25 protein-coding genes and 1 tRNA gene are annotated in these 25,289 nt (G+C 66.0%); 10 read left to right on the top strand and 16 right to left on the bottom strand.

What is annotated here, in order from left to right; genetic code table 11:
• Positions 1-101: 101 nt before the first annotated feature.
• A complete protein-coding gene (locus A9W95_RS15715) occupies positions 102-1,079 on the bottom strand; it encodes an ABC transporter permease (protein WP_067414423.1) in 978 nt (325 codons plus the stop codon).
• A gap of 168 nt (positions 1,080-1,247) precedes the next feature.
• Here A9W95_RS15715 and A9W95_RS15710 point away from each other — a divergent pair, with 168 nt between their 5' ends.
• The 4 genes from A9W95_RS15710 to A9W95_RS15695 all read left to right on the top strand — a co-directional run bounded on the left by A9W95_RS15710 (position 1,248) and on the right by A9W95_RS15695 (position 5,213).
• On the top strand, positions 1,248-1,739 hold the full coding sequence (locus A9W95_RS15710; RefSeq protein ID WP_067414420.1) for a carbonic anhydrase: 492 nt from the start codon (positions 1,248-1,250) through the stop codon (positions 1,737-1,739).
• Positions 1,740-1,896: 157 nt separating this feature from the next.
• Positions 1,897-2,826: a sulfate adenylyltransferase subunit CysD gene (gene cysD / locus A9W95_RS15705; RefSeq protein ID WP_067414418.1), complete on the top strand. Its 930-nt coding sequence runs from the start codon at positions 1,897-1,899 to the stop codon at positions 2,824-2,826.
• Positions 2,826-4,679 carry an adenylyl-sulfate kinase gene (gene cysC, locus A9W95_RS15700; RefSeq protein ID WP_067414415.1) on the top strand — a complete coding sequence of 618 codons (1,854 nt, stop codon included), beginning with the start codon at positions 2,826-2,828 and terminating at the stop codon, positions 4,677-4,679. The genes cysD and cysC overlap by 1 nt, the downstream gene beginning before the upstream one ends.
• A gap of 54 nt (positions 4,680-4,733) precedes the next feature.
• Positions 4,734-5,213, top strand: a complete 480-nt coding sequence (locus A9W95_RS15695) for an RrF2 family transcriptional regulator (RefSeq protein WP_067414440.1) — start codon at positions 4,734-4,736, stop codon at positions 5,211-5,213.
• Here the strand turns inward: A9W95_RS15695 and A9W95_RS15690 are convergent.
• Positions 5,210-5,599 carry a VOC family protein gene (locus tag A9W95_RS15690; protein WP_067414412.1) on the bottom strand — a complete coding sequence of 130 codons (390 nt, stop codon included), beginning with the start codon at positions 5,597-5,599 and terminating at the stop codon, positions 5,210-5,212. The two genes, A9W95_RS15695 and A9W95_RS15690, sit on opposite strands and share 4 nt — an antisense overlap.
• A 28-nt stretch (positions 5,600-5,627) precedes the next feature.
• On the bottom strand, positions 5,628-6,041 hold the full coding sequence (locus tag A9W95_RS15685; RefSeq protein ID WP_067414410.1) for a VOC family protein: 414 nt from the start codon (positions 6,039-6,041) through the stop codon (positions 5,628-5,630).
• A gap of 38 nt (positions 6,042-6,079) precedes the next feature.
• Here A9W95_RS15685 and A9W95_RS15680 point away from each other — a divergent pair, with 38 nt between their 5' ends.
• Positions 6,080-6,958, top strand: coding sequence for an LLM class flavin-dependent oxidoreductase (locus tag A9W95_RS15680; RefSeq protein ID WP_067414407.1), 879 nt, complete (start codon positions 6,080-6,082; stop codon positions 6,956-6,958).
• On the opposite strand, the gene A9W95_RS15675 is transcribed toward A9W95_RS15680, so the two are convergent.
• From A9W95_RS15675 to A9W95_RS15660, 4 genes are all read right to left on the bottom strand, one after another.
• Entirely contained in the window at positions 6,919-8,658 is a 1,740-nt protein-coding gene (locus A9W95_RS15675) for an NAD-binding protein (protein WP_067414436.1), read from the bottom strand. The two genes, A9W95_RS15680 and A9W95_RS15675, sit on opposite strands and share 40 nt — an antisense overlap.
• Before the next feature lie 91 nt (positions 8,659-8,749).
• Positions 8,750-9,955, bottom strand: coding sequence for a DUF6777 domain-containing protein (locus tag A9W95_RS15670; RefSeq protein WP_067414404.1), 1,206 nt, complete (start codon positions 9,953-9,955; stop codon positions 8,750-8,752).
• A gap of 259 nt (positions 9,956-10,214) precedes the next feature.
• Positions 10,215-11,702, bottom strand: coding sequence for a glycosyltransferase family 39 protein (locus A9W95_RS15665; RefSeq protein WP_067414400.1), 1,488 nt, complete (start codon positions 11,700-11,702; stop codon positions 10,215-10,217).
• Positions 11,703-11,705: 3 nt separating this feature from the next.
• Complete coding sequence (locus tag A9W95_RS15660; RefSeq protein ID WP_067414431.1) at positions 11,706-12,053, bottom strand: VOC family protein; 348 nt, start codon at positions 12,051-12,053, stop codon at positions 11,706-11,708.
• A gap of 111 nt (positions 12,054-12,164) precedes the next feature.
• On the opposite strand from A9W95_RS15660, the gene A9W95_RS15655 reads away from it, so the two are divergent.
• Genes A9W95_RS15655 through A9W95_RS15645 form a run of 3 tightly spaced genes read left to right on the top strand, consistent with a single transcriptional unit; the run spans position 12,165 to position 13,773 of the window.
• Entirely contained in the window at positions 12,165-12,650 is a 486-nt protein-coding gene (locus A9W95_RS15655) for an NUDIX hydrolase (RefSeq protein ID WP_172826629.1), read from the top strand.
• A gap of 30 nt (positions 12,651-12,680) precedes the next feature.
• On the top strand, positions 12,681-13,205 hold the full coding sequence (locus A9W95_RS15650; RefSeq protein ID WP_067414394.1) for a pyridoxamine 5'-phosphate oxidase family protein: 525 nt from the start codon (positions 12,681-12,683) through the stop codon (positions 13,203-13,205).
• A gap of 49 nt (positions 13,206-13,254) precedes the next feature.
• Positions 13,255-13,773, top strand: coding sequence for a hypothetical protein (locus tag A9W95_RS15645; RefSeq protein ID WP_067414391.1), 519 nt, complete (start codon positions 13,255-13,257; stop codon positions 13,771-13,773).
• Here A9W95_RS15645 and A9W95_RS15640 read toward each other — a convergent pair.
• From A9W95_RS15640 to A9W95_RS15600, 9 genes are all read right to left on the bottom strand, one after another.
• Positions 13,754-15,196, bottom strand: coding sequence for a PE family protein (locus tag A9W95_RS15640; protein ID WP_067414388.1), 1,443 nt, complete (start codon positions 15,194-15,196; stop codon positions 13,754-13,756). The two genes, A9W95_RS15645 and A9W95_RS15640, sit on opposite strands and share 20 nt — an antisense overlap.
• A 144-nt stretch (positions 15,197-15,340) precedes the next feature.
• Positions 15,341-16,231, bottom strand: coding sequence for an alpha/beta fold hydrolase (locus A9W95_RS15635; protein WP_067414428.1), 891 nt, complete (start codon positions 16,229-16,231; stop codon positions 15,341-15,343).
• Entirely contained in the window at positions 16,224-16,955 is a 732-nt protein-coding gene (locus tag A9W95_RS15630) for a DUF998 domain-containing protein (RefSeq protein ID WP_067414385.1), read from the bottom strand. The genes A9W95_RS15635 and A9W95_RS15630 overlap by 8 nt, the downstream gene beginning before the upstream one ends.
• Before the next feature lie 49 nt (positions 16,956-17,004).
• Positions 17,005-17,994, bottom strand: a complete 990-nt coding sequence (locus A9W95_RS15625) for an alpha/beta fold hydrolase (RefSeq protein ID WP_067414381.1) — start codon at positions 17,992-17,994, stop codon at positions 17,005-17,007.
• A 110-nt stretch (positions 17,995-18,104) separates the two neighbouring features.
• Positions 18,105-18,611 (bottom strand): hypothetical protein, encoded by a 507-nt coding sequence (locus tag A9W95_RS15620; RefSeq protein ID WP_067414378.1) that lies wholly within the window; start codon positions 18,609-18,611, stop codon positions 18,105-18,107.
• Between the two features lie 2 nt (positions 18,612-18,613).
• A complete protein-coding gene (locus tag A9W95_RS15615; protein WP_067414375.1) occupies positions 18,614-19,810 on the bottom strand; it encodes a hypothetical protein in 1,197 nt (398 codons plus the stop codon).
• 90 nt (positions 19,811-19,900) lie between these two features.
• A complete protein-coding gene (locus A9W95_RS15610) occupies positions 19,901-21,070 on the bottom strand; it encodes an SPFH domain-containing protein (RefSeq protein WP_253851670.1) in 1,170 nt (389 codons plus the stop codon).
• 204 nt (positions 21,071-21,274) lie between these two features.
• Positions 21,275-21,715, bottom strand: coding sequence for a hypothetical protein (locus A9W95_RS15605; RefSeq protein ID WP_067414369.1), 441 nt, complete (start codon positions 21,713-21,715; stop codon positions 21,275-21,277).
• Positions 21,716-22,029: 314 nt separating this feature from the next.
• Positions 22,030-22,102: transfer RNA gene (locus A9W95_RS15600), tRNA-Arg, on the bottom strand.
• Positions 22,103-22,221: 119 nt separating this feature from the next.
• On the opposite strand from A9W95_RS15600, the gene argS reads away from it, so the two are divergent.
• Entirely contained in the window at positions 22,222-23,874 is a 1,653-nt protein-coding gene (gene argS, locus A9W95_RS15595; RefSeq protein WP_067414367.1) for an arginine--tRNA ligase, read from the top strand.
• Complete coding sequence (gene lysA, locus A9W95_RS15590) at positions 23,871-25,289, top strand: diaminopimelate decarboxylase (protein ID WP_067414364.1); 1,419 nt, start codon at positions 23,871-23,873, stop codon at positions 25,287-25,289. The genes argS and lysA overlap by 4 nt, the downstream gene beginning before the upstream one ends.

Genomic DNA, 25,289 nt, shown 5'->3' with positions numbered 1-25,289 from the left:
CAGCAGTATCAAGAGCGTCAGCGCGACCACCGCCGAGCGGTTGCGCACGAAGCGCCGCAACACCAGCGTGCGGCGGGACGCGAAAGGCGTTGTCGCGCTGGTCATGTCACCCGCACCCGTGGATCCAGAGCGGCGTAGATGACATCGGAGAGGAGACCCGCCAGCAGGACCACAGCGCCGGAGAACACGGTGATGGCGGCGACGATGTTGGTGTCTTGGGTTGCGATGCCCCGCACCGCCCATTCGCCCATGCCGTGCCAGCCGAAAATCTTCTCGACGAACACCGCGCCCGTGACAAGGCCGGCCACGCTGTAGGCGAACAACGTGGCCATCGGTATCAGTGCGGTGCGTAAGCCGTGCTTGACCAGGGCGCGTCGGCGGGTCAGCCCTTTGGCGCGGGCGGTTCGGATGAAGTCTTGGCCCAAGACGTCGAGCATGGCGTTGCGCTGGTATCGGCTGAATCCGGCGGCGGCGGCCAGCGCCAAGGTGAGCGAGGGCAAGACCAGATGCTGCAGCCGGTCGCCGAGGTTGTCCCAGGTTCCGCCGGTCACGCCCGGCGAGGTCTCCCCGGTGTAGTCAAAGAGCTGTACTCCGAGCGCCCAGTTGACCCGCAGGGCACTCAGGATCAACAGGTTGGCGATGACGAACGTCGGGGTGCTGAGCAGAAGCAACGCCAACATGGTGACGACCCGGTCGCTGAGTCGGTATTGGCGGATGGCGCCCCAAGCTCCGAGCGCTACGCCCAGCAGCGTCCCCACCACCGAGCCGACCACCAGCAGGCGCAGGCTGACCCCGATGCGGCGGCCCAACTCGGTGCCTACCGGCTGGCCGGTGATCGTCTTACCGAAATCACCGCGCACCGCGTGCGACACCCAGTTGGCATACCGAGTCACCACGGGCTGGTCGAGGCCGAGGTCGTGTGCCTTGGCGTCGAGTACCGCCTGCGGCGGGCGGGGGCTGCGCTGCATCAAGGTTTCCAGCGGCGAGAAGGCCACCGACGTCAGCAGGTAAGTCAAAAACGAGGCCAGGGCCAGCAAGAAGAGATAATTGAGCAACCGGCGCGCCAGAAAGCGGGTCATGCCCGGCCACCACATCGCACGTGGACAGGGTAGCGAGGCGCAGCCAGCCGGCTACTCGACGGCCATTGCTATCCGGCTGATTTTCACCAGTGAATTCCGTTACCCCGATTGCTAGGATCCACCGCGACACCAGTCTGCCTGGCGAAATCCACACCCGAGGAGGCCTGCATGACGGTTACCGACGACTACCTGGCCAACAACGCCAAGTACGCCAGCGCCTTCACTGGCCCGCTGCCGCTGCCGCCCAGCAAGCACGTCGCAGTGGTGGCATGCATGGATGCTCGCATCGACGTTTATCGGGTGCTGGGCATCAACGAAGGGGAGGCCCACGTCATCCGCAACGCGGGCGGAGTGGTCACCGACGACGTCATCCGTTCGCTGGCCATCAGCCAGCGACTGCTCGGCACGCAGGAAGTCATCCTGATCCATCACACCGACTGCGGAATGCTCACCTTCACCGACGACGACTTCAAGCGCGACATTCAGCAGGAGACCGGCGTCAAGCCGCCCTGGGCGGCCGAAGCCTTTCCGGATCTCGAGGAAGACGTCCGACAATCGCTGCGGCGCATCGAGAACAGCCCGTTCGTCACCAAGCACGTGTCGTTGCGCGGCTTCGTCTTCGACGTCGCCAGCGGGAAATTGAACGAGGTCTCCGGCTAAGTCCGGCCCGCGGGGTCGCCTAGCTGCATCGAACGGCGCGAGCAGCGCCCCCGTTCGACCGCCCAATCAACATTGACAGCCCGCTTGGTGCCTGGTTTTATATTCGGTAATATTCATAAACCTGGTCAATCCTACCAACTTAACTAGGAAGCTGACTATGACGAGCGCAATCACCGCCGCTCCCGCCGCCGGCCAGTACGAATTGAGCCACCTCCGCTCGCTGGAGGCAGAGGCGATCCACATCATCCGCGAGGTCGCCGCCGAGTTCGAACGCCCGGTGCTGCTGTTCTCGGGCGGCAAGGACTCGATCGTGATGCTGCACTTGGCGCTGAAAGCGTTCCGCCCTGGACGGTTGCCGTTTCCGGTGATGCATGTGGACACCGGCCACAACTTCGAGGAGGTCATCGCGACTCGCGATCAGTTGGTCGCCGAGCACGGAGTGCGGTTGGTGGTGGCGTCGGTGCAAGATGATATCGACGCGGGCCGCGTGGTCGAGACCATCCCGTCGCGCAATCCCCTGCAGACGGTGACGCTGCTGCGCGCTATCCGGGAGAACAAATTCGACGCGGCATTCGGCGGAGCCCGACGGGACGAGGAAAAAGCGCGGGCCAAGGAACGCGTGTTCAGTTTCCGCGACGAGTTCGGCCAGTGGGATCCCAAGGCCCAGCGCCCCGAGCTGTGGAACCTGTACAACGGGCGACACCACAAGGGTGAACACATCCGGGTCTTCCCGCTTTCCAACTGGACCGAATTCGACATCTGGTCCTACATCGGCGCCGAGAAGATCACGTTGCCGTCCATCTACTTTGCGCACCGCCGCAAGGTCTTTCAGCGCGACGGCATGCTGCTCGCGGTGCACCGGTACCTGCAGCCGCGTCCCGAGGAGCGGGTGTTCGAGACCTCCGTGCGGTTCCGCACCGTCGGCGACGTCACCTGTACCGGCTGTGTCGAATCGCAAGCCGCCACCGTGTCGGAGGTCATCGCCGAAACCGCGGTATCCCGTCTGACCGAACGCGGCGCCACCCGCGCCGACGACCGCATCTCCGAAGCGGGCATGGAAGACCGCAAACGGCAGGGGTACTTCTGATGTCCACACCCACCACGCTGCTGCGCATAGCCACCGCCGGTTCCGTCGACGACGGCAAGTCCACCCTGATCGGGCGCCTGCTCTACGACTCCAAGGCAGTCATGGAAGACCAGTGGGCGTCGGTGGAGCGCACCTCCAAAGAACGCGGCCACGACTACACCGACCTGGCCTTGGTCACCGACGGCCTGCGCGCCGAACGCGAGCAGGGCATCACCATCGATGTCGCCTACCGCTATTTCGCCACGCCCAAACGGAAATTCATCATCGCCGACACGCCGGGCCACATCCAGTACACCCGCAACATGGTGACCGGGGCGTCCACCGCGCAACTGGTGATTGTGTTGGTCGACGCCCGGCACGGTCTACTCGAGCAGTCCCGTCGGCACGCCTTCCTCGCCTCTCTGCTGGGCATCCGCCATCTGGTGCTCGCGGTCAATAAGATGGACCTCATCGACTGGGATCAAGAGAAATTCGAATTGATCCGCGACGAGTTCCACGCCTTCGCCGCGCGTCTCGACGTGCAGGACGTGACGTCGATCCCGCTCTCGGCCTTACACGGCGACAACGTCGTCACCAAGTCCGACCAGGCGCCCTGGTACGAAGGGCCGGCGCTGTTGTCGCATCTGGAAGAGGTCTACATCGCCGGGGACCGCAACCTGGTCGACGTGCGCTTCCCGGTGCAGTACGTCATCAGGCCCCACACACTCGATCACCAAGACCACCGCTCTTATGCCGGCACCGTGGCCAGCGGCGTCATGCGCCCCGGTGACGAGGTGGTGGTGCTGCCGGTCGGCAAGACCACCCGCATTACCGCCATCGAAGGCCCGAATGGCCCTGTCGCAGAGGCTTTTCCGCCGATGGCGGTATCGGTCAGTCTGGCCGACCAAATCGACATCTCCCGCGGCGACATGATCGCCCGCGCCAACAACCAGCCCCGCATCGCGCAAGAATTCGACGCGACGGTGTGCTGGATGGCGGATGCCTCCGCCCTGGAGCCCGGGCGCGATTACGTCATCAAGCACACCACCAGGACCACCCGGGCCCGCGTCACCGCGCTGGATTACCGGCTCGACGTGAACACCCTGCACCGCGACAAGACGGCAACGGCGTTGAAGCTCAACGAGCTTGGCCGCATCTCGCTGCGAACCCAAGTGCCGCTGCTGCTCGACGAGTACACCCGCAACTCCAGCACCGGCTCCTTCATCCTGATCGATCCCAACACCAATGGCACGGTGGCCGCGGGCATGGTGTTACGTGACGTCTCCGCCCGGACGGCCAGTCCGAACACCGTGCGCCACAAGTCGTTGGTCACCGCGCAGGACAGGGCGTGCCGCGGGCGGACCGTGTGGCTGACCGGGCTTTCAGGCGCCGGCAAATCCTCGGTGGCCATGCTGGTCGAACAGAAGCTGCTGCAAAGCGGCACACCGGCTTACGTGCTGGACGGCGACAACTTGCGGCACGGCCTGAACGCCGACCTGGGTTTCAGCATGGCCGACCGCGCCGAGAATCTGCGCCGGCTGGCGCATGTGGCGACGCTGCTCGCCGACTCGGGGCAGATCGTGCTGGTGCCGGCAATCAGCCCGCTCGCCGAACACCGTGAGATGGCCCGAAAAGTTCATGCCGACGCGGGATTTGAGTTCTTCGAGGTGTTCTGCGATACCCCGCTCGTCGAGTGCGAACGGCGCGACCCCAAGGGGTTGTACGCCAAAGCGCGTGCCGGGGAGATCACCCACTTCACCGGAATCGACAGCCCGTATCAGCGGCCGAAGAACCCTGATCTGCGGCTCACGCCCGAGCGCACCCCGGACGAGCAGGCCCAGGCCATCATCGATCTGTTGGGCGAACGGCACTAGCGTCGAGCCCAGCGGGCCGGATCGGCGGAGGGGCGGGTGGCACAATCGGTGAACATGCGGATGTCGGCCAAGGCGGAGTATGCCGTGCGGGCCATGATCCAGCTCGCCGCTGTGGACAGCGGCACTTTGGTCAAGACCGACGACTTGGCCCAGGCTCAGGGGATACCGCCGCAGTTTCTGGTCGACATACTGAGTAACTTGCGCACCGATCGCCTGGTGCGCAGCCACCGCGGCCGCGACGGCGGATACGAATTGGCGCGTCCGGCCGACCAGATCAGCATCGCCGACGTCCTGCGCAGCATCGACGGGCCGCTGGCCAGCGTTCGCGACATCGGACTCGGCGACCTGCCCTACTCCGGGCCCACCGTGTCACTGACCGACGTGTGGCGGGCACTTCGGGCCAGTATGCGTTCGGTGTTAGAGGAAACCACCCTGGCGGATGTGGCCGCGGGCGCCCTGCCCGAGCACGTCGCGCGACTGGCGGACGACTATCGCGATCAAGAAAGCAAGCGGCACGGCGCCGCGCGCACTTAGCCGCCCGAACCGTAGGGCCGGGTCAAGATCTCCAGGTAATGGCCGGCCGGGTCTTGGAAGTACACGCCGCGCCCGCCGTCCCTGCGGTTGATCTCCCCGGGTCGCTGGCCGCTCGGGTCGGCCCAGTGCGGCAAAGCGCGCGACGAGATCTTGCCGTAGATGGCGTCGAAGTCGTCCTCGTCGACGAGGAACGCGTAGTGCTGGGGCCGGATCTCTTCACTCTCGGGCACTTCGGCGTAGTCCAGGGTGGCGCCGTGCTCGAGAGCGACGACCATGAACGGGCCGAACTCCGTCGGGCTGGGCAGACCGAGCAACTCGGTGACGAACTCGGCGGCCTGCCGCTTGTCGTGCGACGCAACGATGGTGTGGTTGAAGCTGATGGCCATGGCTTCCTTCAGTCAGGCTCTGGCCCCCCTACTTGGGAGCGGTGAGCTCCAGAGCGATGTTGTCGGGGTCGCGGAACTCCAGAATGTAAGACGGGCCAATGTCTTTCACCGGCTCGTGCCGAATCCCGAGTTCGTCGAGGTGGGCCGCGGCCTCGTCCAGCTCAGCCTTATTGCTCAAGCGGAACGCGATGTGATCAAGCCCGGTGCGGTTCTCATCGAATCTGTCGTTGGCGACCGGGCGTAAACCGAGTAACGCGCCGCCGAGGTCGTACACCACCCCGCCGTACAAGAAAGCCAATTGATTGCGCGTCGCCTCGTCGGCGTTCTCCGGGACTTCGAAGAGGACCGGCCAGCCGAACACGCTCTCGTAGAACTGTCGGGACCTCTCGATCTCGGTCACCGTCAACCGGACATGCGCAATGGACGTGTTGGTTAAGGCCACCTAGCCATGCTGCCAGAATCGCTGACGTGCAAATAGCGATGACGATGCCGGTGATGGAACCCGATCTGACCGCAGCGTTGCTGAAGGACTGGGCGCGGGGCATCGACGAAGGTCCGTTCAGTTCGCTGTGCTGGGGGGAACGGATCGCCTTCGACAACCCCGACAGCCTCACGCTGCTCGGGGCGCTGGCCGCGTGGACTGACCGGGTACGGCTGGTGACCACGGTGTTGGTGCCGCAATTGCACGATCCGGTCATGCTGGCAAAGGGCCTGGCTACCGGCGACGTGCTGTCTCATGGACGCCTCACGGTCGGTGTCGGGGTGGGCGGCAGGCACGAGGACTATCACGCCGTCGGCGCCGACCCCGCGACCCAGACGATCCGCGGCATGGCCGATCGGGTTGCGGTGATGAAGCGGGTTTGGGCGGGGGAGAACCTGACCGAATCGGTGCGGCCGGTCGGGCCGCCGCCGGTGCAGGACGGGGGACCGCCGCTGCTGGTCGGCACCATCGGTCCCAAAACGCTCCGCAACGCCGCCGGATGGGCCGACGGATTGGCCGGTACCACTCTGGACTTGGATGTGGCCAAGCAGAACGAGTTGTTCGACGTGGCGCGCGCGGCGTGGGCGCAGGCGGGCAAGCCCGCCCCCCGCCTGGTGACGTCGTTCTGGTTCGCGTTCGGGCCGCCGGAGGAGGCTCGGGCGCAAGTGCACCGACACCTGAGGCGCTATCTGAACTGGATTCCGGCCGAGTACGTCGACGCGATGGCACCGACGACCGGCTGGGCCGGCAGCGAAGAGGAGCTCGCGGCGGTGTTGCGGAAGTTCCAAGAAATCGGCGCCGACGAAGTACAGCTCATTCCCACGTCGTCGGATCTCGATCAGCTGCGTCGAGCCGCCGACGTCGCTGCCGACTTCTGAGTCGACTCCTCGCCGCTGGGCGGGACACGCTCGTCTCGGGAGGGTTGGCCCTTAGCGAGCGTCGCCAGCAGTTCGCGATAGGGGCCGACTAGGTAGACGGCGTCGCCGGCCTGTAGCCGCGCGTCTCGGCGCGGGTGTAGTTGGATCGGGGCGTCGGCCCTCGTGATGGCAATGACACGCGTTTGGGTGGACAGTTCTCGCATCGGCAGGCCGTCGAGTTCGCTGCCGGCCGCCACCTGCATGCTGCCGACCATGAAGGACCGTTGGCCGACCCAGAATGTGCCCAGCACCCGTAGACCCATCGCGGCGCCGATGAACCACGGCGCGGCCAACTCCACGGTCGATCGCACGTTGCGGAATCCGAACCGTTGGGCCACCGCGCTGCCCAGCGCGCGATCGTAGACACGCAAGACCAAGGGAACGTCGCGTCGATGTGCTCCGGGAGCCCCGCGCGTGCCCAACATCTCGCGCAGGACGATGCCGATCTCGATGTTGACCATGTCGTTTTGGGTCAGCACCGCCACCGCGCGGGCATGCTCGACGCGCGCCGATTCCAGCGTCTGACGCAGCGTCGCATCCCCGAAGATGACCGGCACGTCGAGTTCGGCCGCCGCGGACAGATACCGGTTGTTCTCGTCGCGCTCGATCACCGCGACGTCGTATCCGGCCGCGGTCAGATCGCTGATCACACGGATGCCGAATGATCCCAGCCCGACGACGATGACGTGGTTGCGCAGATGGCGAGCACGCCGGCGCCCGGCGGAGTAGGTGAAACGCCGCGACAGCAGCAGGTCCGCGACGAACGCGACCAGCACCGCAGTGGTGATCACCCCGGCGAACATCAACATCACGCTGAACAGTCGCAGCCAGGTGGGCTGGTGGACGAAGCTGAAGTCGCCGTAACCCACCGTCGCGATCGTCTCGGTGCTGAAGTACAGCGCGTCGAGCCACGTCATTCCCGGTGGCCGCCGGTAGCTGAAGCGCAGCAGGACCGTCGAGCCGATCAGCAGCACCACCGCGGCGGTGATCGCGCGCAGGAACATCGGGTTGAGGTCGTTGCGCAGGCTGCGGGCGACGTCGAGCGCGCGGCGCATCTTGGGCCGGCGGGTGCGGGTCGCGGTCGGGCGCGAGACCTTCAGCCCGCGCGCGACGAATTCCTCTGGAGTGCCGATCATTGCGGTCCAGTCACCGGCGTTGACCTTGAGATCCCTTCCCGGGCAGGCGATTACCTCACCGTCATCGGAGTGGATGACCGCCACTGGGGCCAGGTCGCCGTAGATCTCGCGCAGTGTGGCGGCTCGCGGCGCTGCAGTGCCCGAGACGACGAATTCGATGCCGGCCGCGGAAACGGGGTGCGCGGTGTGCGCGAGGCAAGCCTCCACGACCGAGGGAGCGGCCAGGTCGGCGACATCCAGGATGGCGCCCGGCCCGTTGCCCACGGCCATCGCTTCACGCAGTACGTCGTTGGCCAGCCGTGTGACAACACGCACTTCGGGGTCGGTTTTTCTTGCCAGCAGGGCGATTTCGAGGTTGCGGGCGTCGTCGTCACCGGCGCAGATGACGGCGGTGGCGCGAGTGAGGTCGGCGGTGGCGAGGTCGTCGGCCGAGAGCCCGATGACGCTGGCGCCGGCGCTGTTGAGCTCCTCGATGATCGTCGTCGCCAACGCGTTGTCGCCGCTGACGATGATGTGACGGCGCATGCTCACCTGTTTCTGCTTGGCCTTTGCTAGTTGCTATGACTATCGGGCACCGACCGGTTCCGTCAATGCCCGTGTGCAGCATGCGGTGTCGTCAATGCGTCGGTCTGGCGCCAGTGGGCTGTGCGGCCCCGGTGGGTCGGGGCGCACCGGTGGGTTGCGGAGCGCCGGTGGGGCGGGGTGCGGCGGTGGGTTGCGGCGCGCCGGTAGGTTGTGGAACGCCGGTCGGCCGCGGCGCGGCGGTCGGCTGTGGCGCCGCGGTGGGTTGCGGCACGCCAGTGGGTTCCGGATAGCCGGTGGGCTGTGGCACCCCGGTCGGTGCTGGTGCCCCGGTCGGTTCTGGCATGCCAGTCGGTTGCGGATAGCTGGTGGGCTGGGGAAGGCCGGTCGGTTCCGGAGTTCCGGTCGGCAGTGGCGTGCCGGTGGGTGCGGGTCTGCTGGGCCGCGTCCTACCGGTCGGCCACGGTTGATCCGTCGGTTGCGGCAACGCGGTCGGAGGTGGCGTTGCAGTCGGCAAGGGGCTGCCCGTCGGCAGCGACCGGCCAGTCGGTGGTGGGCTGCCCGTCGGTTGAAGCTGTGCCTTCGTCGGCAGCGGGCCGTTGGGCAGCGAACCGCTGGGCGGCGGGGGAGCCGTTCGGGTGGACTGAACGGGAACGGTCTGGCCGACGACGATGTCGGGCTGGAACGGGTCGGCCGCAGTTTGGCCCACCGGCACCACGGTCAACAGTTGCATTTGTTTGGCCGGTGTCGGTGCGGGTTGCACGGCGACCACCGATTCCTGCGAAAAGGTCTTCCACTTGTTGCCGGTGAACGTGGGGGCAACGTCGCGTTCCGGCTCGCTTAGCGGACTGCCGGACGTCCCCCGCACCCGGGGTACCCCTCGGTCGTCCACCAATACCGGCGTTCCGGCTTGCAGCACCGATTGGAACCTCGTCGCGGCGCCGTCCTGGTAATAGGAGTCGGTCACGCGGGTGTCGTGCAACAGCACCACCGGGGTCAGCGAGTGCACGTATCCGTTGACATCTGACGTCCCAGCGGCGCTGCGCCACGCCGCGGCCATCGGCGGGTCACTGTCGAGGTCGGATAGCAACCGGTCGCGATCCAGCACCTGGGTACCGGTCACACCGCCATAGAGATCCGGCTGGGTGCCGGTGACGTCGATCGGAGTCTCGTCGGCCGCAGCGGGAGTCACCGCACCGTTGGTCGCCTCTTCGATGGGCAGAGTGACCGATGTCAGGTCACTGGTCCACGGATGCTGCCCTGGCGCGTTCGCGGCCTGCAACACCACTTCGCGCTTCACCGCTTTCTTCTCGCTCGAGCAGCTAGCCGAACCGAACAGCAGCGCCGTTACTGCAAGCGCTAACAGCAGCGCTAGCGACGTTTGCTGAAAGTTTAGGCACGCGCGCCGTACAGTGTGCCGCGGTCGAGGCAGCCGGGCAGCCATCGGTATCAGGCGCGCAATTGTCATCGCCGCAGCCCGTTCCCCATGAGTTGCTCCCCGAGAGAAGTCGCGCGATTGCTGCGCAATAACCTAGCAAACTCAGATGTGCGCTGCCGGGTCAATGACTGGCGAAGAGACTGACCACGCGCCGCGGCCCGTCGGCGAAGCGGTCTACCACCCGTGCCGTCGGAAACCCGACCTCGCGGGCGCGCGCCGCCTCGGCGAGGCCGCCACAAGTCAGGACCGACCTACTGAAGAACAACGGGTCGCAGGTGACGATCAGGAACTCGGCCGTGGACGGCGGGGCGATCGATGCATGTTGCCGGCGGAGCGGGAATTCAATTGCGGCGCCTGACTTCTCGACACCAGTGACGGCTATCGAGTGAATGCCGGTGACGGAACGGATGCGCAGGGCCGTATCGACGGCTTGGGGCCAGCCTCCGTCTGCGGAGGCCAATGGCGGTAAGGAGGCCACGGTCAAGGCGACACAGCCGCCGACGAACGCGACACCGGTGGAACGGACCGCCAAAGCGGCTCTCATCGCCCAGAGACGTGCGCCGGCGACGCCCATGATCGCGAACAGCATCGGATCCAACCAGGTGTGGTACTGGTCGGTGGGCAGGCCGACGAACGGCGTGGCCAGGGTGGGCGCGATGACGCTCAACGCAACCACCGCCCACAGCGTCGTAACGATTGCCCACCAACCGAATTGCCGTGCGAGTCCGCGACCGACGGAGCACGTGACGGTCAGCGCCAGTAGCGCGAGAAGGGCTGCCGCCCAAGCGCGCACTGTTGCCTTCTCCGCGTATCCAGTCAGCGGCCACGCCAGCACGCGCACGCCAATGGTGCGCAGCCGAATGAGCATTGCCGGCCCGGCGGGGTGATCGGCGCTGAAAAAGTCGGTCACTTCGCTCAATTCGTACAGCAAGGTGGATAAGAACCCGGTCGCCGTGATCGCCGTCGCGGCCATGACCGGCACCAGCATCCGCAGCCGCTGGCTGCGGTCGCGCCGCACCACGTCGGTGATCATCAGCGCCGCGAACGGCCCAACCGCGACGGCCGCCAGCAGATGACCGCTGAGCATTACCACAGCTCCGAGCGCCGAGAGCAGCCACCAGCGGGCCCGCCGGGTCCGCCAGGCATGCCAGGCGGCGGCGGTTGCGAGCGCCGCTCCCGGCGCAACGATGTTGGCGTTCCACAGGAAGGTCGACGTGGTGATCGCCGATGGGCTGACCGCCATCAGCAGGGCTGCCAGGTGGCCGGCCAGCGGCCCGCCGACGGTTGCGCCGAGCCACCACACCGCGGCCACACCGGCGATGCCGAGGACCGTCATCGTGGCGACAGCGGCCACCGGGTGGGCGTCGGTGAGGAATGCCGCCGGGGCGAGCATCCAGTAGAAACCGGCGCCGTGATGCACGGTGAGCGTCGAGCTGATCGGCCCCAGCAGAGGTATTTGGCCGTCGCGAACCCACAACAGCATCGCCAACATCTCGGTGCCCTGATCGTCATCCCATTCGCCTCGTCCCGGGAGGTTGATCAGCCGCAGCGTTGCCGCGAGCGCCAGAAGGGCGGCCAGAACCAGCTTGTCGCGGCGGCCTGGCGTCATGCCCTAGTCCGCCGCCAGCACACAGAATTCGTTGCCTTCGGGGTCGGCCAGCACCACCCAGCTCTGCTCGCCCTGCCCGATGTCGACGTGGCGTGCGCCCAGCGCCAGCAGACGCTGTACCTCGGCGTCCTGGTCGTCGGGCCGGAAGTCGAAGTGGATGCGATTCTTGACTATTCGCTTGTCGTCGACCCCCAGGAACAGCCAGTTCGGGCCCGCGTTGACCGGGGTGGTCAGCCGGACGTCGCCGTCGGCGTCGACGTCCTGTGGCCAGCCCAACACCCGCGACCACCATTGGCCCAGGGCGGTCGGATCGGCGGCATCAATGCAGATCTCGTCGAACCTCAACGTCATGCCTGGCTCCTTTCTCAACCTCACGGTCACCTTGCGGGTCGCCACGTCAATACTGGCGGCGTGCCCTTCATCGAACCCGTCGCGTCCCGTGAGGTCTATCGAAACCCGTGGATGGTGCTCCGAGAAGACGACATCCGGCGTCCGGACGGCAGCCCCGGCATCTACGCCGTGGTGGACAAGCCGAACTATGCGCTGGTCATGCCCTATGACGGCGGGCGCTTCCGGCTGGTCGAGCAGTTCCGCTATCCCGTGGGCGCACGGCGATGGGAATTCCCGCAAGGCACCGCTCCCGACCTGGCGGACGCCGAACCGGTCGAGCTGGCCCGACGCGAGTTGCGCGAAGAAACCGGACTGCGAGCCACGACGTTCGAGGCGCTCGGTCAGCTCGATGTCGCGCCCGGCATGAGCAGCCAACGGGGATGGGTGTTCTTGGCCACCGGCATTTCCGAGGGCGACTCCGAGCACGAACACGAGGAGCAAGACATGCGCAGCAACTGGTTCTCCCGCGATGAGGTCGAGCAGATGATGCGCTCCGGTGTCATCGCCGACGCGCAGTCCATCGCCGCCTATGCGCTTTTCCTGCTGGGCGGGCGATGACTTTCGCGGCCGGGCACGGTCATTACTGGTATGCAACAGCGCAATCTCGATGGATATGGAGCTCCGCCGGTCGAGTGGGCCCGCGTCAAAGCCGTGCTGGATAGTCAGCTGACGCAAGCCCCCGGCACCGGCGGGCCGCACCGACACACCATGTGGCTCACCACAATCAACCCCGACGGCAGCCCGCACGTGACGCCGGTCGGGGTGATGTCGTCAGGTGGCAACTGGTATTTCACCTCCGGCCCGGCGACGCGCAAATCGCGAAACGTCGGCAGCGACCCCAGATGCGTGGTCAGCGTCGCGTCCGAAGACTTTGATCTGGTCGTCGAGGGGATGGCTGTTCGGGTTCACGACATAGACGAATTGCGAACGGTGGCAGCGGCTTACGCCAGTGGGGGCTGGCCTGCTGAGGTCGCGGGCGACGCGCTTACCGCGCCGTACAGCGCACCGTCGGCCGGGCCGCCGCCGTGGCATGTGTACCGGGTGGACCCGTCGGCGGTGTTTGCGTTCAGCACAACTGAACCCGGCGGAGCCGCCAAGTTCCAGTTGGCATGAGCGACTTTGTAATCGAGCCGAGACCGGTTCGCGTCATGAACCGCAGACCATGGAGGTGGTGCGACCGTATCCCGCCGTAGTCATAGCCGGGTTGGTCGTTGCTGCGGTATTCGCGGCGCCTGCGGCGAGCCACGCGGCGACGCCGGCGTGGAACGGGAAATACTCTCTGGTGAGGTACGCCGTCGACAAGGTGGGCACCAGTAAGGCCGCCAGCCAAGCCGAACCCACGTTCAGCGCCGACTACCTCTTCACCACGGCGTGCTCCGCGGGTCAATGCATCGCCACCGCCACCAACGGGCCGGCACCGAAGAACCCAACCCTGCCGCAGCCTTCCCACTATGTGTGGGACGGGTCAAAGTGGGTGGAGCATTTCGACTTCCAGTGGGACTGCTTTATGGGCGACGGGGTCCCGAAGGCGTGGGCGCCGGCCAAGTCTTGGGCGTTCTACATGCCACAGGCCGATGGGACGTTGCGCGGTACCTGGCACACCGACATCCTCAGCGGCCCGTGCCGCGGCAGCGTGGAGATGCCGGTGGCGGCGTTTGGTTCTATAACAACGGCAGCGTGAGCGGCAGGGTAATTCCCGGCAGCACCGCTAACAGCGGCGGAACTAGCGGTGGGGCGCCGATGGCCTGCGCCAACTGCTGCGGCAGGTAGAGCAGCAATCCCGGCAAGATCCCTCCGGTGGGCGTACCGCCGAGCGGAACAGCCATTAGCTGCGGGAAGACCTGCGCGCCGCCCAGGACCACGGGTCCGACATTGATGGTGGGCGTGGACAGCGGCGTGAGGATTCCACCGAACGGGACGTTGGCCGACAGCGGCACAGTGATGGACCCGACCCCGCCGACTACCGGCAAGGTGACCGGGGGCACGGACAATGCCAGCGTCACTTGCCCATTCAAGAAGCCGTTGGCGACGACGGCAGGCGCGGTGAGAGCTGCGACCGCCGCCCCGAACGCGTCCCCGTGCTGCACGGCGCTCATGAAGGCCGCCGCGCTGGAGGCCGCTGCGCTGGCAGTCGTGACCGGCGAGCCGAGCGCGTCGATGCCCACGCCGATCGGTAGGCCAAAGAATGCCGGCCCGATGCTCACCGCGTTGTTCACCGTACTGACGCCCACCGAGTAGGAGAAATCGGTCAGCGTCCGGAAGACATTCACCGCGTTCTGCCCGATCTGGGCGGGAATGGACAAGATGGGCAGAAGGTCGTTGACGGCGCCGGTCGCGGCGAAGTGGTTGAAGGACGAAGCGATCAACTGGCCGTAATTGCTCTGGTTGGTGATGAACTGATGCAAGAAGGGGAACGGATTGGCCGCCAAGCCGTTGCCCAGGCTCTGCAGGTTGGCGATCGTGTTGTTGAACAGCGCTTGATACGGTCCGGCGACCGCGGCGAAGAAGTCAGGCGGCGCGCCGGTGCCGAATATTCCGGGCAGCAAGCCCTGTAGCGCCGGCACCAGGTTGGTGCCCCCCAACAAGCCTTGCAAGCCCGCGCCGATCTGCCCGATTTGACTCGTCAGCCCGGACAGCGCACTGCCGTTTGTCAAGCCGCCCAGAACTCCGCCCAGGACGCCGGTGTCCAGCAATCCGCCGCCAGTGCCGCCTAACAGCGCGCCGGTGCCCAACGCGCCGCCACCCAATAGGCCGTCCACGACTGAGGCGGCGGGCGCGACACTGGCCGCCGGCGGCGCGATCGCGTTCGCGACGACCTGCCCGACATTCGCGATCTCGGTGCCCAGGTAAGCGCCCACGCTCGAGTTCAAGACTTTGACGAACTCCGCGTGGAAGGCCTGCGCTTGAGCGCTGAGCGCCTGGTACTCCTCGCCTAGCCCGCCGAACAGTGCGGCGATGGCGTGAGAGATCTCGTCGGCGGCCGCAGGCGCTACCGCTGTAGTAGACGCGGCGATGGACTCTGAGGCTTCGGCCAGAGTGGCTCGAAGTCCGGCTAATTGGCCCGCCGCAGCCCCGACCACATCCGGCGCAATGACAAGTGACATAGCCCATCTCCCTTTAACCGTGGCCAACGATCAAGCGGCATACGCCTCAAGGAAGATGGGCTAATTAGCCGAATATTAAACATGCGTGTAACGCGATATTTTCCGCGGTTCGGATACTGGACATTGCGTCCCCAAAACGACAAGTCACCGGGCCGGCTGGTTGCCCGAGCCGGCGTCGGCGACGACGCTCCCGCAGGCGGTCCTGCGGATGAGGTCGGCGGTGGCCCGTGGCTTTTCGACCATGACGAAATGGCCGACGGGAGCGATGGTCAGGTGCCGCGCATCGAGTGCTTCGGCCAGTCGGACCTGCTGCCTGAGCCAGCGTCGGCTGCGCCACCCGGTATGGGCGGTGGCCACCACGCGCGGCACCGGCGGAAGGGAGCGGTCGGCCCGCAGCGTGCACACCTCGGCCGCGAGCTCGTAATAGACGGCGTGCTCGGTGAGCAGTGCGGCTATGAAGCCGGGTTCGGCTGCGGCGCAGCGTATTTCGGCTAGGGTCCGGTCGTCGAGTCCACCGGGGCGCCTTCGCTGCACCAGCGCGAGGCCGGCACGGCTCAGCGGCGTCTGCAGGTGCAGCGTGGTCAGCAGCGTTGCGGTGATACCGGCACCGGCGAGCCTGGCCCGCACCGGCAGGGCGGGCAGCAGCCGGTGGTCGGACGCAATGCTGGAGTCGAGGAGCAACAACGCGCGGGTGCGCTCGGGATACCAGCGCGCGAACCCTTCGGCGTAGAAGCCGCCGACCGAATGGCCGACCACCACCGCCTTTTGGGCGCGGTGCACGGCATTGAGCGCGGCAGCGATCCGGTCGGCTTCTCCTCGAACCGTGCGACGCTCACCCGGCGTTGGCATGACCGGTGTGCCGGGCCGGTCGAAGCGCACGACGGTGTGGTCATCGGCGAGGTCAGCGACGGTGTCGTCCCAATGCAGCGCGCGGCCCCCGAGGCCGCTGCACAGCACCACGACCGGACCGGTGTTCCCGTCGACCAGGATCTGTACGCGGTATCCGCCGAAGTCGATGTCGAGGTGGTCAGTCATCGGCCCGGACGCGGGCGGTGCGCACGGCCACATAGATCAGCCAGCCGGCGAACGCGGTCAGCTCGGCCCGTTGCGCAATCCCGACCACGCCGATGTGGTCAGCGCTGTCGATGATGATCGCGATGCCGGTCGATATCGCTGTCACAGTCAGCGCCGCCAACATGAACACCCCGAGGCGACGCACCCGCGTTGAAGCACCCTCGCAGATATCGGCCTTGACGAAGGCGAACAGCGACAACATCGCGGCGGCCAGCACGATACCGCTGCTGAGCCAGTGCAGTTGGTGCCCGATGGGCACGGTGCCCGACGCTTCACGGGCTGCGCAGGGGGCCTCGGAACTGGGCGCACACACCAGCTTCCACACCGTGTTGTCCAGAACGGTCGCCCCGGTGAAGACAGCAACCGCCCACCAGCCCCGGATGCTCCACCGGCTGCCGCGCACGCCGATTAGGGCGGCGGCCGCCGCGACGAGCAAGACCGTCGCCGCCGCAAGATCACAGCCGCGAAACCACTCGCCGTACGGTTGATCCGCTGCGGCCAGTTCGCTGATGTACAAGTCCGGGTCGGGCAAGGTGCGGGTGAATGCCATCTCGAGCAGCCAGTTGGAATACAGGACGGCGCCCACGACGGCGCCGGTGATGGCGACCCGCCGCAGCGCCGGTGCCAGCGACCTGCGCTGTCGGATGGTTTCTGGTGCCAGGGCAGAGCCTTGCCGCACGGCCATTAACACATCATGCCGTGTGCATCGTCTCTCGTGAGGTCTTTGCCGCGCACTAAGCCAGGTCGCTGTCGACGGGCGCGTAGTCCGGGTATTGACGGACACCGGTCTGTAGGGCCTTGCGGACCACCTTCGGGTCCGACTCGTACGGTTGGGTCGAGTCGATGAATTCGTGGACGATTCGCACGAAGCGGTCCGGGTGATCGCCGTGCGGCATGTGGCCGGATTCCTCGAGGATCTCCAGGCGGGAACCGGGGATCTGCTTGTGAGCCAGCCGAGCGTGGCTCACCGGAATGATCAGGTCGTCTTCGCCCCAGATGATTTGCACCGGCAGTCCGTGCATCAGGTAGCTGCGGTCCAGCATCGTCACGTACTGGCCTTGCGTGTCGACCACTCCGCGCAACGTGCGTCCGAACGCCGCCGCGGCGCCCGGCTTGCTCAATCCGCCGACCAGACGCGGCAGGCTGGTCACGTCGCGAGTGAACCGGGTGGAACCGATGACGTTTCCGACGGCGCGGCTGAGCAGTCCCATGGCCGGCACCGCACCCGGCAGCCGCAGCATGGAGAGCGCCTCGGCGCCCAGCGGCATCGCCGCCAAGCGCAAGGCGATGCTCACGTCTTTGGTCACCCCGCCGGCGCTGACCAGCACGACACGCTCGACGAACTCCGGGTATTGGTAGGCGAACTGCGCGGCCACGCCGCCGCCCAGCGAGTGTCCGACCAAGGTGACGCGGTCGATCTCGAGCACGGTCAGCAGGTCGCGCAGGCCGTTGGCGAACGACGCCAGCGAGTAGTCGGCGCGAGGCTTGTCCGACTCGCCGTGGCCCAGCAGGTCGGGGGCGATGACGGTGAATCGCTGAGCGAGCTTGGCGTGCACCGGCTCCCACGTCGTCGAGCTGTCTCCGACGCCGTGCAGCAGCACGATGACCGGGCCGGAGCCGGCGATGCGGAACGCCCGGCGGTGGCCGTGGATGGTGCGGAACTGCAGCTTGGGTGCGGTGACGTCGCGCACGGGACGCAGGTGGCGGCGTGAGTGGTTCGTCATGGCGTTCCCTCCCTGGTGTGGGTCTCAACCCGCCGTAGCGGGGTGTTGCTGAGAAGCTTCCAGGGCGGCGCTTGGAGAATTCTTGAGAAATGCTCGACGGAATCTGCAGATCAGTTGGCGAACCGCCGCTGCAGTTCCTTGGTGATGTCGAGTTGATGTTGCACGGTGGCCAGGTCGGCCTCGAGAGCGGTCGTGTCCGGGCCGGTCGCGGCGGTCGCGTACCGCGCGACCGCGGCTTCGATGGCGTCGACCGTTGCCGTGATCGATCCGAGCAATTCGCCTTTGTGAACCGGCGATAGTTGGGAAACGGCGACCAGGTGGTCGTCGAGTTCCAGCGCGGTCTGTTCCAGATCGGCCCGAAGCACCACGGTCGAGCCCGTATCGAGGGCGTCGACGGCGTGCAGAGCGGTCAACGCATCCCGCAATCGGCGGTGCAAGCGGGCTTCCGGGTCATGCGATCGGGCCCACGAGCGCGGAGCGCGGGTCGGGCGGCCGGGGATCAGCTGATTGTCACGGGTGATGGCCCGCTGCTGATTGTGATGGACGAGCGAGACGACAGCGACCGTCAAGCCCACGATGAAGGCGAGCACGAGGATGATCCCGACGACGATGTCCACGGCTACTTCCGGTGAATGTTGCGGTGCGGCGATCTGGTCGAGTGATGGCCGTGGGAATGGAAGTAAAAGTAGATCGCGATGACAGCGATGACGACCAAGACCGCAACGACGATCGCGATTCCCAGCTTGACTTTGCTCCACGGCCGCTCGCCGGCCACTTCACCGGTGAGACCGTTGATGCACACCTGAAACGGCCGGTTGCTGTACATCACCGTCAGCAACCAGATGGGTAGCAGCAGGTGCTTGAAGCCCAAGTAGTTCCAGGTGGTCCGCAGGCTGTGCACCCGTTGCCGGTCCCCGCCGATGTCGGAGCGCACCGTTCGTTCGACGGCTTGCTCCATCTCCTGTTTCGCTTCTGGCAGCGCTTGTTCGGCGTCTTTGTCGTAGGTGCGACATAGGTGCCCGGCAACGAACTCCGGCGAGTACGAGCGGGCCTGCTCGATGGGCCACGGCTCGAGGGTTTTGATGCGCTTGCGGTTGAGGTTCTCGCCGTCATTGGCCAGCACCGGCAAGTCGGCGAAGACGTTGCTCACCTGGCCGCAGACGCGATACCAGCGCGTCTGAGTTTCGTAGATCGCGTTGCCGTCGCTGTCGGTACCGACCCTGACCCGGTGATCCTCACCGCGTTCCCCGTCGTACTGGGTGTGGGTGTTCGCGTCGTAGGTGAAGTAGGCCGTGTACAGGCTGGAGAAGGCGCCGATTTCTCGGTATTTCTTGAAGTCGGTCGGCGCGAACCAGCGCTTGGTGACCCACTTCTCGATGAGCTGACGAGCTTGTTTTTCGTCGACGCGGAAGGGCACCAGTCCGTCCACCGGCAGCCGCGCCGGAGCGTTGTGCACGTCGTCGCGTTGGATAGGGGTGGCGCAGTAGGGGCATTTGGTGGCGGTCAGGCTGCCGACGAATTCGGTTGTGCCCCCACAGTTTTGGCAAGCGACTTCACGCATGCCGGTGATGTTGGGGGCGTCCTGGCGTTGTTGTAGCGCTCTGAGTTGCTGCATGGCGCTGTGCAATTCGCGCGAGCGGACGGGGTTGTTAGGTGCGGTGATGTCGTAATAGTTGCCACAGCTTGGGCAGCGCAACTTCTGGCTGGCTATGTCGAAGTTGAGTTGTCCGCCGCATGCGGCGCACGGATAGGTACGGGTGCGCTCGGTCTGGTGAAACATCGCCGGCGCGGACGGTGGTTCGGCGAACGGACGCATCGGAGGTGGCGCGGTCGCCGGTGGGGCGCGGCGGCAACGGCGGTGGCTGCGGACGCGACGGGCCCCGTGGGAATTCGCCCGGCGGGTAGCTCATTGCTGCGGTGGAAGCGGCGGCGGCGTGCCGGGCAGCGGGGGCGGAGCGCTGAACAGTGACTGCAGCGCGGGCACGCTCGACGCGGGCGCCCAGTTGGGCATCCCTTCGGTCCAGACCACGGTGTCGCGGTTCAGCTGGCCGCTGGCCACGAATTGCCGCAGCGCGTTGACCGGGTAGGGGCCGGCGGGCTGACCAGCCTGCTCGAAATGGAACAGTTGCTGCGGCGGCAACGGCGGCGGCGCCCCTTGCATCGGCGGCTGTTGCGCTCCGTATTGCTGCGGTGGGGCGTAACCCCCTTGGGCCGCATTGGCCATCTGGCTGCCCAGTGCTACGCCGAGGCCGGCCTGGATGGCCGATCCGGCGGCGCCTCCGCCCTCGTTTTGCGCCGCCGCCAACATCGCGTCGGCTCGTCGCGCTTGGGTGTAGCGGTCGAGATCGCCGACGTTGTTGAGGAAGCTGCTCTCCTCCAGGCCGCGCGCCACGCCGCGGGTCATCGCCTGCTGGATCTCCTCGGGAAGCGAGATGGTCATGGTGACCGCGTCGATGCCAAGGCCGAAGGCCTGCACCCGCTGGGCGACGAATTCCCGCAGTCGGTCGGACAGCTCCACCTGCCGGCCCTGCAGGTCGATCGCGCCCAGCCCGCTGCCCATGACCATGTCGTTGAACGCAAGCGCGATGTTGCGCCGGATCAACTCGGTGATCTGATCCATGTCGACCACGCTCTGGGTGCCGAGCACCTGGCGCAGAAAGACGGTGGGATCGGTGACCCGGACCACCGTGGTGCCGTTGGCCCGTACCTGCACCATCTTGAAGTCGGGATCGCGAACGGTTACCGGTTGAGGTGTGCCCCAACGCAAGTCAGGATAGGGGCGGGTGTTGACGTAGTACACCTCCGACCGGAACGGGCTGTTGAAGCCGTACTTCCAACCCTGCAGGGTGCCCAGGATCGGCATGTTCTCACTGGTCAGCGTGTAGTGGCCGGGGTTGAACTGATCAGCCAACTGGCCGCGGTAGACGAACATGGCGCGTTGACCCTCGCGCACGATCAGTTGCGCGCCGTTCTTGATCTCGTTGTCGTAGCGCGGGAACCGCCACGCCAACGTCGTGTTGGTGTCGTCGAGCCACTCGATGATGTCGACGAACTCGCCCCGGATCATGTCCCGCATGCCCATGGTGTGCAGTCCCCTCCTCGGCGGTGCGGCGCAGTGCCACAGCGTCGTCGCTCAGCAAAGACCGATCTTGCCGATTTTCGGCGAATCTTACGCGGCATTTGCTGCTATTGAGAGGGTTCGTGCTGGCGAAGCCGGCAACTCTTTTCAACGCCGACGACCCCGCTCCGGGGTTGTCATGGCGCGTCGAAAGTGGCGTTGCTAGCCGATCCGGGAAAGCGTGAAGCTGTCATGCAGGTCGGCGATGCTGCACGGTGCTGAGCTCTGCAGATAGTTGACGTCCCCGGTGAGCGTCTGGGGACTCCACGATTGATCGATGGTGGCCGGATAGGTGCCGCCGCCCCATAGCGAGTCAGCGAACGCGTACAGCGGGCACTTCACGCCTTGAGGAACCGTTCGGGTGACCGTGTGACGGCCATTGACCAGGGGAGCGGAGAAACTCTGACCCGGCCCTGTCGTCACTTGGGCGACGCACTGGGGTGCACACGTCGTTCGGATGGTCCATGTCGCCTGCACGCCGTTGTCGTCTGTGTAGGTGAACACTCCGTCCGCGGGGCGGACTTCAGCGCTGGCCAGCGGCGCCGCAGCGAGAAAAGCTGCACAATATAGCGCAAAAATCGTGAAGAGTGCGTACGGCTTCATGGCTCCCCCTCAAGGGACGGAATTAGTTGCGTATCCGCAACAGCGCCTAGCCTAACTCGCGTATTCCCAGTTCAATGCCGTTTTCCAGCGCACTCATACTTAACTCTCAGAACCTGGGACACGAAGTCGCGGCGGTGGCCGTCGTTTCAACTCACATTGCGTCTAATTCACGGGCGACAGGGGCGTTGCGTTCAACGGGTCGGAGGAGACGTCAGCCACAGCACGATTCGCACCGGATGAGGTGCCGATTCATGCGGTGTAGACAAGTGAATGGAGGAGATAACGAGAGAAGTGAACAGTTACGTTCAAGAAAGTGCCCCCGGCAGGATTCGAACCTGCGGCCTTCTGCTCCGGAGGCAGACGCTCTATCCCCTGAGCTACGGGGGCGCACCGACTTGGCGCCGTGGGGCTTGAACAAGCACGGACAGACTAACGCATCACAGTGAGTCCGTTGTCACCGCGATGGATTCGGGGCGCATGGACCTTAGCCAATAGGATGGACGTTCGTGACCCCCGCCGACCTGGCCGACCTGCTCAGGACCACCGCCGCCGCGGTGCTCGCCGAGCATGGCCTTGACGCGTCTGCGTTGCCGCAGACCGTCGTCGTCGAACGGCCACGAAACCCCGAGCATGGCGACTACGCCAGCAACCTGGCGTTGCAACTGGGCAAGAAAGTCGGAACGAACCCGCGTGAGTTGGCGGGATGGCTCGCTGACGCGTTGGCCCACGCCGACGGTATCGCCTCGGCGGAGGTGGCCGGCCCGGGCTTCATCAACCTGCGCCTCGAAGCCTCAGCGCAGGCCAAGATCGTCAACAACGTCCTCGACGCCGGCGACAGCTACGGCCACTCACAACTGCTGGGCGGTCAGAAGATCAACTTGGAATTCGTCTCGGCCAACCCGACTGGCCCCATCCACATCGGCGGCACCCGCTGGGCGGCCGTCGGCGACGCCCTCGGGCGGCTGCTGTCCACCCAGGGCGCCGACGTGGTGCGCGAATACTATTTCAACGACCACGGCGCCCAGATCGACCGATTCGCCAGTTCACTGATCGCCGCGGCGAAAGGCGAGCCCACTCCGCCCGACGGTTATGCGGGCACCTATATCACCGACATCGCCGCTCAGGTCCTGCAGAAGGCGCCCGACGCGCTGAGCCTGCCGGACGCCGAAATGCAGGAAACCTTCCGCGAGATCGGTGTGGACCTGATGTTCAGCCACATCAAGGAGTCGTTGCACGAGTTCGGCACCGACTTCGACGTGTACACCCACGAAGACTCGATGCACACCAGCGGCCGTGTCGACGAGGCGATCGACCGGTTGCGGGAGAGTGGCAACATCTACGAAAAGGACGGCGCAACCTGGTTGCGGTCCAGCGCATTCGGCGACGACAAGGACCGCGTCGTGGTCAAGAGCGACGGCAAGCCGGCCTACATCGCCGGTGACCTCGCCTACTACCTGGACAAGCGGCAGCGCGGCTTCGACCTTTGCATCTATATGCTCGGTGCCGACCACCACGGCTACATCGCCAGGCTCAAGGCCGCAGCTGCGGCGTTCGGCGAGGACCCGGCCACCATCGAGGTTCTGATCGGTCAAATGGTGCACCTGGTTCGCGACGGCCAGCCGATGAAGATGAGCAAGCGGGCGGGCACCGTTATCACCCTGGACGACCTGGTCGAGGCGATCGGCGTCGACGCGGCGCGCTACAGCCTCATTCGTTCCTCGGTGGACACCGCCATCGACATCGACCTGGCGCTCTGGTCGTCGGCGTCGAATGAAAACCCGGTCTACTACGTGCAATACGCCCATGCCCGGCTGTCGGCGCTGGCCCGAAACGCGGCCGAACTGGGACTGATCGCCGACACCAGCCACCTCGAGCTGCTCACCCACGACAAAGAAGGCACCTTGCTGCGTAGCATCGGGGAGTTCCCCCGGGTGCTCAAGACGGCGGCAACCCTGCGGGAGCCACACCGCGTCTGCCGCTACCTGGAGGACCTGGCCGGTGACTACCACCGGTTCTACGACTCCTGCCGGGTCCTGCCCCAAGGTGACGAGCAGCCGACCGACCTGCACACCGCGCGCCTGGCGTTATGCCAGGCCGCCCGCCAAGTGATCGCCAATGGGCTGGCAATACTCGGCGTCACCGCCCCGGAGAGAATGTGAACGTCCACCCCGCCGGTCCCCGGCACACCGAAGAGACCCGGCACCCCAGTAGTCCGCCGCGGCCGCAATCCGCCGAGGAACTGTTGCGGTTGGCGCCAAACGTCTGGCCCCGCAACGCCCTTCGCGACGAAACCGGCGTCGCGGCCATTGCCGGGGTTCCGTTGACCTACCTGGCTCAGGAATACGGCACACCGCTGTTCGTCGTCGACGAAGACGACTTCCGCTCCCGCTGCCAAGAGACCGCGGCGGCGTTCGGCGGCGGTGCCAATGTGCACTACGCGGCAAAAGCGTTCCTGTGCAGCGAAATCGCGCGCTGGATCGACGAAGAAGGCCTTTCGCTGGATGTGTGCAGCGGCGGCGAACTCGCAGTTGCGCTACACGCCAAGTTTCCGCCTGAGCGAATCGCGTTGCACGGCAACAACAAATCGGTGTCCGAACTCACCGCGGCGGTGAAAGCCGGTATCAGTCATATCGTCGTGGACTCGATGACCGAGATCGAGCGACTCGACACCATCGCCGGCGAGGCCGGAGTGGTTCAGGACGTGTATGTACGCCTGACGGTCGGCGTCGAGGCGCACACCCACGAGTTCATCTCTACCGCACACGAGGACCAGAAATTCGGGCTGTCGGTGGCCAGCGGTGCCGCAATGGCGGCGGTACGGCGCGTTTTCGCCACCGATAACCTGCGCCTCGTCGGGTTGCACAGCCATATCGGCTCACAGATCTTCGACGTCGCCGGCTTCGAGATCGCCGCACACCGCGTCATCGGTCTCCTGCAGCAGATCGTCGAGGAATTCGGTGTCGACAAGACGGCACAGATTTCGACGGTTGACCTCGGCGGCGGGTTGGGCATCTCATACCTGGCCGCCGACGACCCGCCGCCGCTGGACGAATTGGCCGCCAAGCTGAGTGCCATCGTGCACAACGAATCGGCCGCCGTGGGACTGCCTACGCCCAGGCTGGTGGTCGAACCCGGCCGCGCCATCGCGGGCCCCGGCACCATCACCTTGTACGAAGTGGGCACCGTCAAAGATGTCGACGTCAGCGCGTCGGCGAATCGGCGTTACGTCAGCGTCGACGGTGGTATGAGTGACAACATCCGCACCGCCCTTTATGGCGCGCAATACGATGTGCGGCTGGTTTCACGACTCAGCGATGCCCCGGCGACTCAAGCGCGGCTGGTCGGAAAGCATTGCGAGAGCGGCGATGTCATTGTCCGCGACGCCTGGGTGCCCGACGACATCGCACCCGGCGACCTGGTCGCCGTGGCGGCGACCGGTGCGTATTGCTATTCGCTTTCCAGCCGTTACAACATGATTGGCCGTCCCGCGGTGGTAGCGGTGCGCGACGGCAAGGCCCGCCTGGTGCTGCGCCGCGAGACGGTCGATGACCTGTTGAGTTTGGAGGTGAGGTGA

Source organism: Mycobacterium sp. 1423905.2 (genome assembly GCF_001673155.1).
GTDB lineage: Bacteria > Actinomycetota > Actinomycetes > Mycobacteriales > Mycobacteriaceae > Mycobacterium.
The sequence above is the reverse complement of the archived record's forward strand: the minus strand, read 5'-3'. Positions and strand labels throughout refer to the sequence as shown.